The organism is Streptococcus sp. HMSC10E12 (assembly GCF_001807855.1).
In the GTDB taxonomy this organism is placed as follows: domain Bacteria; phylum Bacillota; class Bacilli; order Lactobacillales; family Streptococcaceae; genus Streptococcus; species Streptococcus salivarius.
In genome coordinates this window covers 79,890-88,543 of record NZ_KV791089.1, presented here as the reverse complement: position 1 = coordinate 88,543, position 8,654 = coordinate 79,890, and the positions used below count along the sequence as shown (strand labels likewise).

The 8,654-nt window shown below is 39.4% G+C and carries 7 protein-coding genes; 2 read left to right on the top strand and 5 right to left on the bottom strand.

Annotated features, from left to right (window positions below; translation table 11 throughout):
* The 3 genes from HMPREF3112_RS11645 to HMPREF3112_RS05210 all read right to left on the bottom strand — a co-directional run.
* Positions 1-235: biotin/lipoyl-containing protein (locus HMPREF3112_RS11645; RefSeq protein WP_305366751.1), on the bottom strand; the 235-nt coding region annotated here is incomplete at its 3' end.
* A 235-nt stretch (positions 236-470) separates the two neighbouring features.
* Positions 471-1,469, bottom strand: coding sequence for an alpha-ketoacid dehydrogenase subunit beta (locus HMPREF3112_RS05215; RefSeq protein ID WP_013990622.1), 999 nt, complete (start codon positions 1,467-1,469; stop codon positions 471-473).
* A 24-nt stretch (positions 1,470-1,493) separates the two neighbouring features.
* Positions 1,494-2,465 carry a thiamine pyrophosphate-dependent dehydrogenase E1 component subunit alpha gene (locus tag HMPREF3112_RS05210; RefSeq protein ID WP_002884921.1) on the bottom strand — a complete coding sequence of 324 codons (972 nt, stop codon included), beginning with the start codon at positions 2,463-2,465 and terminating at the stop codon, positions 1,494-1,496.
* Between the two features lie 186 nt (positions 2,466-2,651).
* Between HMPREF3112_RS05210 and HMPREF3112_RS05205 the strand changes: the two genes are divergently transcribed.
* Positions 2,652-3,908 (top strand): ATP-binding protein, encoded by a 1,257-nt coding sequence (locus HMPREF3112_RS05205; RefSeq protein ID WP_070438518.1) that lies wholly within the window; start codon positions 2,652-2,654, stop codon positions 3,906-3,908.
* Complete coding sequence (locus tag HMPREF3112_RS05200; RefSeq protein WP_002884888.1) at positions 3,898-5,187, top strand: hypothetical protein; 1,290 nt, start codon at positions 3,898-3,900, stop codon at positions 5,185-5,187. Before HMPREF3112_RS05205 ends, HMPREF3112_RS05200 begins: the two co-directional genes overlap by 11 nt.
* A gap of 166 nt (positions 5,188-5,353) precedes the next feature.
* Here HMPREF3112_RS05200 and HMPREF3112_RS05195 read toward each other — a convergent pair whose 3' ends face one another.
* A complete protein-coding gene (locus tag HMPREF3112_RS05195; protein ID WP_070438515.1) occupies positions 5,354-7,291 on the bottom strand; it encodes a DUF2207 domain-containing protein in 1,938 nt (645 codons plus the stop codon).
* 75 nt (positions 7,292-7,366) lie between these two features.
* Positions 7,367-8,635: a dihydroorotase gene (locus HMPREF3112_RS05190; protein WP_070438512.1), complete on the bottom strand. Its 1,269-nt coding sequence runs from the start codon at positions 8,633-8,635 to the stop codon at positions 7,367-7,369.
* Positions 8,636-8,654 lie beyond the last annotated feature (19 nt).

Here is an 8,654-nt window from a genome sequence, read left to right as displayed (position 1 = left end):
CTGCTCCAATATAACCAATAACCTCAGTAACTGGTACAGTTTCACCAGCCTGACGCGTAATCTTCAAAAGAACACCAGAATCTTCTGCTTCAAGTTCCATGTTCGTCTTATCTGACATGATTTCAAGAAGAATATCTCCCTCATTAACCACATCACCCTCTTGTTTCTTCCACTCGATGATTTCGCCTTCCTGCATATCAACACCAAGCTTAGGCATAATAATCTCAAAAGCCATAATTTATGATACTAAGAACGCTAAAATGCGACAGAATTTTAGGAGTTTTACGTTAGTGTGCTTGCACACCAGTAAAACTATCTAAATTCCGAAGCATTTCGTTCGAGTTCAAATTGACTCAAACGCTTTAACGCCCTCTCCTTTCTACTTTAAATTATAATTTCCGATACTCCCACAGTTAAAACAAGAAACACATTTTACTAGCGAGAAATATCACTTAACCGTCGCTAGAAAGTTAGTTTCCTTTATTGGCCATCTTGATAATAGCAGCCTTAATCTTTTCAACATCTGGAAGAACCGCTTGTTCCAAGACACGCGCATAAGGTACAGGCACATCTTCACTTGCCAAACGTACAATTGGATGGTCAAGGTAATCAAACGCCTCACTTTCTGTAACCATAGCAGCAATCTCACCGATGAATCCACCAGTCTTATAAGCATCATTGACCAACATAAGTTTACCAGTCTTCTTAACTGACTCGAAAATCAATTCCTTATCAAGTGGGATAAGCGTACGTGGGTCAACAACCTCAACATTGATACCTTGTTCAGCCACTTCTTCAGCAGCCTTAAGAACACGTTCCAACATACGACCATATGTGACAATAGTAAGGTCAGTTCCTTCACGCTTAATTTCACCTTTTCCAAGTGGAATGTAGAAATCAGGATCTTGTGTTACTTCCTCTTTTTTACCGTAAAGTGCTTTTGGTTCCATGAAAATAACAATGTTATTATCTTGAATAGCAGATTTCAAAAGACCTTTAGCATCGTTAGCATTACCTGGAGCAACCACTTTAATCCCTGGAATGTGAGTCAACCATGACTCAAGAGATTGTGAGTGCTGTGCCGCAGAACCAATCCCTGAACCAGAGGCTACACGAAAGGTTACAGGAGTCTTCAAACCACCACCAAACATGTAGTTGTTTTTTGCACCATTATTAACGATAGCATCAAGGGCAATCGTGATGAAGTCCATGAAAGTCAAGTCAACGATTGGACGAAGACCTGTAATGGCAGACCCAACAGCTGCACCAGCGATAGCCGCCTCTGAAATTGGTGTATCTTTAACACGTTTTTCACCAAACTCTGCCAACATACCAACTGATGTACCGAAGTCACCACCATAGATACCAACATCTTCACCCATAAGGAAGATATTTTCGTCTTTACGCATTTCCTCGCTCATAGCAAGGTTTACTGCCTCACGCAAGGCCATCAATTTTGTTTCACTCATACTTGTATTCCTTAACCTTTCTCTTTAGTCTACCCATACATCTTCAAAGGCAACTGAAAGTTCTGGATCTGGGCTATTTTGGGCGAACTCATAAGCTGCATCAACCTCTGCCTTAACTTGGCTTTGGATAGCATCTAACTCTTCAGCGCTTGCGATATTTTCAGCAACAAGATAGTCACGGTATTTAATAATAGGGTCGTTATTGTTCTTCCACTCGTCAACTTCTTCCTTAGTACGGTAAACACCCGCATCGGCAGTTGAGTGACCGAACCAACGGTAAGATTCTACCTCAACGATAGCAGGACCGTTACCACCACGGACATGCTCAACAGCCTTGCCCATTGTTTCATAGACTGCCAAAACATCGTTACCATCTTCACAGTAGAAACCAGGAATACCATAAGCTTCCGCACGTGTATAAAGGTGAGGTGTGTTTGTAGCTTTATGGATATCCATTGAGATACCATAACGGTTATTGATGATAAAGAAGATAACAGGTAATTTCCACGTAGCTGCCATATTGACTGACTCATGGAATGAACCTTCATTAGTTGCACCATCTCCTGAGAAGGCCACAACAATGTTTCCTGTTTCTTTGTACTGTTGAGTGAGGGCTGCACCTACGGCAAGAGCGTAACCACCACCAACAATACCGTTAGTTCCATAGTTACCTTTTTCAAAGTCAGCCAAGTGCATAGAACCACCACGGCCCTTAGAAACACCAGTAGCCTTACCGGCAAGTTCTGCCATCATTTTATTCAAATCCATGTCTTGGGCGATAGATTGTCCATGGCCACGGTGATTTGAAAAGAAGATATCGTCATAGCTCAAGTGTTGAACAGCACCAACGTTAGCTGCTTCCTCACCTACTGAAAAGTGAGTCATTCCTTGAACAAAGCCACGACGAACCAATTTATTAATACGTGAATCAAATTCACGAATACGTTCCATTTTAGTGAACATCTCAAGATGTGTCTCTTTAGAAAGTTTTACCATATCGATCTCCTCTATCGAAATTTTTCTATACATCTAGGATAGGTTAAAAAAACTTAATGAGCAAGAAATATGCTTGAAAAATGAAAAGCCTTACAACCTTATCACTTATAGGCAATTCGTATGCTCTTTTTTTAAGCGATATGGTATAATTGTATAGATTTTACCCGAATAGGAGAATATTTGATATTGAGTGACGTCATCGTTCACGGACTTACGGCATGTATAGCTTTTATTTTACAAATTGTTATCTTCAAGATGACCACCCAGAGGTCTCTTAGATACTGGATTCTTATTTTAGCAGGAATAGCAATTTTCGCCACTAGTTATTTTGGTATTTCCTTTCCAAAATCCGGTTTTATTGGACTTGTACTTCTTCTAGCTAACAAATCCTTCAAAAATCTGAGACATACCATTTTGGAGACTTTCTTTATACCTTTCACCTTTGCCTTAATGGTGAGACTGGTCATTTTCCTGATTATTCCAATCTTTTTCCCTTCTGTCCTAGATTATTATTTTGCTGGTCCATTTATACTTTTGCTTGCCTTTTTGCTATGGTTTGCTCAAAGTGCCCTTCTTCAAGTGGACTACTCTCGAATGATGCAAATTGATAAAGCGAGACCTTGGTACAAATCAACCTCTGTTGCTCTTTGTGCTCTAGCCATTATTTACTTTGCTTCCGAACTCCTTTCGACAAGCATTCACTTTACCGTTGCTTTTCTTATTATTACAGCTCTGATTCTATCTGGACAGGTTAATCTCTATAGAAAGGACCTCAGTGCGCAAACACAAGAAGCTCAAGAGGAACATTCTCAGCTTCTTCAAAAATCAAGCCAGAACATCAATACTTGGTACCAGAAAAAAACTAGCCAAGAGCTCTTTATCAAAGATGAAGCTGAAAATCTCTATGATATCATTCGTTTCCAACAAAACGAAGAGGCTCAGGAGTTAATTGATTACTTGCTGACTCCGAATCCACTAGACAAGAAGATTGATCATTTTTATCGAGATAAACTGGAAAATATTAAACTGCCTGATTTACAAGTACTCTTTGAAGCAAAATTTTTAAAGGCAAAAGAACTGAATGTTTGGGTTAGCATGGAGGTTCCAGAACCCATTACCATCTATCCTATTTATCCTCTAGACTGGGTATATGTCTTATCAACGATCTTGGATCACGTCATTGACCAAGCACAAGATAGTGAACAGAAATACCTTAGCTATGCTTATTTTAAAGACGAGGATAGTCAACACTTTGTCGTTGAAAGTTCAAGCACTAAAGAAGATTCAGCTATTACATCTGATTTCGCTGATCCTGAACTAAAACGTGTCAATAGTATCCTAGCTACTTATCCAAACGTTAACGTTGTTTCAAATACGCGTGCTGGGATCTATCGCTTACAAATTGAGATTGACATGACAAAAGGAGGTTACAATGATTACTAATATTATCAATCCTCTCTTACAAGCTGTTAGTTTCATTTCTATTTGGTACCTCTACCAGACCATGTCTAAAGTTAAGCCACTACGAGGACACATCTTACTTTTATTTCTATCCTATGTAGCTGCTGCATCTTACTTTAACTTAGTCAAAATCGTTATAGATCCACTTTTCTTCCTTGTTGCTGATTTGGCCCTTGTCAAAGAGCGTTCTTTCTATCATCGATTACTTTACGCTTTTTATCCAACTATCCTTTTTGATATGGCTACCCGACTACTTTCACTCGTCATTCTCCCTCACGTCTTCCATATCAAAGGTGATGTTACCCTCAATACTAACTTACATATCCTCACCTACATCTTAGCTCCGTTAATTATTTACCTAACGCTTAAGATCTTCGCAGTAGATCTCAATCAGATGAGTAGTCTTGACGAAGCTTGGGCTAGACGAAACTGGTTGCGAAGTACTGCCTTCCTAGCTATCTACTATGTCTTCTTTACTGTTATCCATGGTCTTAACAGTATCCTTCCAACAGCTAATGACCCTAAAAATTTATTTGAAATGGTTTTTAAGGTTAGTTCTAATAGTTCTGTGATTTTAGTTCTCTATATTGCCCTACTTCTATGGGATTTTTACAATTGGAACCAGGCTATTCACCAACAATCTATCGATAGACTTAACAAAGAACGTCATAAATTGTTGGGTACTATGACTAACTACAGCAAGTCCTTTATCCAGATTATCACCCAAAAGCAGAAATCCTTTGACCTATTCAAAAAAAATCTCAAGGATGTTTCACTGGCTTTGGAAGATGGAGATACTGCCAAAGCTACTAGTCTACTTGAGATTTATAAAACGGATAATGCTAGCATTGGTAATCCAGAGACGCAAGAAAACTTGGATAAGCTCAGCAATCCTATATTAGCTAGTTTTCTTTCAAATCGTATTTTGGAAATGAGAGCAGCACATGTCGACATTTCCATAAATATTAGTCCTCAGTTTGGTGAAGTTCCTTTATCTGATTTAGATTTGTATCAACTTCTCCAAGCTTCAGATAGAGCCATATTTAAACTCCTTCGTCCTGACATCAAGGTCAATAGTAGTTACCTGCAACTGGATCACTCACAACTCCTTGTTGTTGAATTACCTGTTTTGACTGACAAGGTTAGTAAGGATCAAGACCTTAATGAATTGGTAAAGAGCCTACCAAATGTTGACTATCGCATCGGTTTACATGCAGGTTATCTGACTCAAATTATTGAAGTCTTTGAGCCTGGTTATTAAGTGATAATGAAAAAGAGCCACTGGCTCTTTTTTTGTTGCTTTATATCTCTTCACAGTAAAACTTCCTAACATTTTTGAACGAAATAAATTCTTCGACATACAAAAAGACACCCAAAATCATATAGACTGAGTGTCTCTACAAATAGTAAACTCCGACTAGTGTGGATTAGAAGGCACCGCCTCCGCCACCTCCGCCACCACCAGAGAAGCCTCCGCCTCCAAAGCCGCCACTACCACTGTTCGAATTGATAGAGAAACTACTTACGCTATCTGAGGCAGAAACATAAGATTCTAGATAATTGACATTATTCATCATGATAAACGGTGCTGCTGAATAAGTAAACTCATCTAGAGATGGATTGCTGAGGTGGATGTTGTAACGTTTTAGGACATCACTTACTTTTTTCGCCTGTCCATAGAGTGTCGCATAAACCAAGATACGATTCCATAGGATGACAGATTCTAGCTCTGACTCTTTAAAGCTAGGAATACTCTTAATCATATTTTTAAAGCTATGCCACTGGTAATAGGTTGAAATTTGAGTTGCATCAAGACATCTCTGACGACGTCTTTTCACTAAGTACCAGAATAAAATCGTAACTCCTGCTATAGGTAGAAGACCAAGAATATAGTAAAAACCAAGTCCTGATCCAAAGGCAGCAAATAAGAACAAGGTTGAAAGAATACAAAGCACCATTGAAAGTACCAAAGCTGCTACTCCCAATAGGTTAAATGTCTTTTCTTTCGGACTAAAATCTCTATAAATGTTAGGAAGTCCAAGCGCAAATTCCTCTTTTTCTACGCCTTTTGCTACTTGATAGCCGTCATTAGTGAATTGATATTTGACACGTTTTCCTTGGGAACGTATTGCTTCACGCTCATAGCTTGTTCTAGCACTCTTAAATTGTTTTTCTAGAGCATCTTTATCAAGATAATAGCGCGAGAACATTTCCGTATCTCTAATTTCCATGCGACCATCAAACAACATATCCAAGAAAGACACTTCAAATGAAGAGAGACCTTCCTTTTCAATACGTGTCAGAATATTACTATCACCTTCTTGTCTATAGGTGAGATGACTTCTATCAATCAAATCAAGGATGGTTGCTTGCACCATATATTTGAACTTCAAAGGACCTGTTTCTTCTTTCAGTCCTGTTTTATCAAAAGACTGATTATAAACATTCTTAGCTAAGACCAAAGGTGCTAAATCTTGAGGGGCTTCATAAAGACGTGCATCTCGAGGGAAAGAAGGCGTTCTAGTGCTATAAAGAACAATGAGGTAACATAAAATACCAACAAGAACAAAGCTTAAGATTACAAGTGGCAAGGTGACATAAAATAGATGTCGAAACTTTTCTTTAGATTCCTTGATATCTCTTTCTTTTTTTAGAAAGTCTGCCTCATTCGTTTTATTTAATAAATAAGCCGGGTTATTTTCCCGTAAAGTACTGGTCATCGGCCAGTAGGCGTGTAATTCCAATTTACCTGAGGATGGTAAATTGTCTACATGAACCTGATAACCAGTAGAAGTACGCTTAACCTGTGGGTCTTTTCCGAAATAGCCGGTGTGGGCATAAAGCTCTCCCTGACTTGCATCTAGACCATCAACTGTGAAATCAACATGTCCAAATCCTTTATCCCAATCAGAGATAGGAAACCAATTTAAAACTGCAATATCTGAATATAGATTCAACAGGTGTTGGATTTGCCAAGTAACTTTGAGAACTACCCTGTCACCATCTGACCCTGAATTATAAACCTTGAGTTTCACCCCATCATTAGAGTCTGTTTTTTCTACGGTGATATCTGTCTTTTCTTTTCCATTTACGGTTGCCGAAACCTTAGGATCATCCATGATAGAATAGCCACCAATTTTCCCCAGAGTTACATACTGACCTTTATAATCACTATCAAAATCATAAGTCACTTCCTGAGTAAACGTCGAATTACCATCATCATGGATTGAAAGGTGACCTACATAGGAGGGCAGACTATACTCTACCTCATCAGCTCGGACATGTTGCAAAGACAGGGGCATAAAACAGGCTAACAAAAAAGTTAAAGCAAGGTATTTAACGAGACCTTTCAGTACTATTTTCATATTTTTGCTCCTTTTCAGATTAAAAAAGCAGGTGCACCACCAAATGACTCGATGTGCCCTGCTCTAATCTACTACTTAGGCTTGATAAACAATCTCACCGTCACAGATAGTGTATTTAACACTGCCCGTAAGCTCTTCGCCTACAAATGGTGAATTAGCTGCCTTAGACTTAAAGTCTGCTGTGACCTGACGTTTTTCTTTGTCTGCAAAGATTACGAGGTCAGCTGGTCCATTTTCAGCCAAATAACCAGCATCGAAGCCATATAAATCAGATGGGTTGCTAGTCATTACTTTCAAGAGTTCAGTCAAGCTTAAGTGACCTGCTTCAACCAAGTAGGTCAAACCAAGAGAGAGTGATGTTTCAAGACCAGTCATTCCTGATGGTGCTTTAGTCACATCAGCCACATTCTTTTCATCGGCATGGTGTGGCGCGTGGTCTGTGGCAATGACTGAGATGACTCCAGATTTCAACCCTTCGATAACGGCCTGACGGTCAGATTCCAAACGAAGTGGTGGGTTCATCTTGGCATTAGCACCTTTTGAGAGCAAGAGGTCTTCAGTCTTAGAGAAATGCTGTGGTGCCACTTCGGCAGTAACTTGCGCTCCAAGTTTTTGAGCAAATTCTACCACTTTTACAGATTCAGCCTTTGACAAGTGTTGAATATGAACGTGTGCTTGTGTATCATAAGCAATCATGACATCACGCGCAATCATACTGTACTCAGCTACACCAGTTGCCCCGCAAATATGGAATTCTTTTTTAGCAATATTTTCATTGAAACCGAGAATACCATTGAGGTCCGGATCCTCCTCGTGAAGGCTGATAAAGGTATTATTCTCTTTAGCTAGCTCCATGGCCTTTTTGACAATACCAGCATTGGTCAATGGAATACCATCATCTGAGAATCCGACAGCACCTGCTTCAAGTAAGCCCTTGAAATCAGTGATATTTTCACCATCAAAATTCTTTGTAATGGTCGCAACAGACTTAACATGGATATTTTCCTTAGCTGCTGAAGTCAAGACCTCCTCCAAGGTTTCCTTGTCTGAAATCGTTGGATTAGTATTAGCCATCATTACAACTGTTGTAAAACCACCTGCGGCAGCTGCCAAGGCACCAGTATGAATGTCTTCTTTATGGGTTTGACCTGGTTCACGGAAATGAACGTGAATGTCAACCAAACCAGGAGCTACCACAAGACCGGTCGCGTCGATGACTTGAGCATCATCAGCTTCGATATTTTCCGCAATCTTAACGACTTTTTTACCATCAACAAGAACGTCAGCTTGCTTATCCAAACCAGACTTAGGATCTACAACACGACCATTTTTAATTAGTAACATAATCTTCCAACTTTCTATT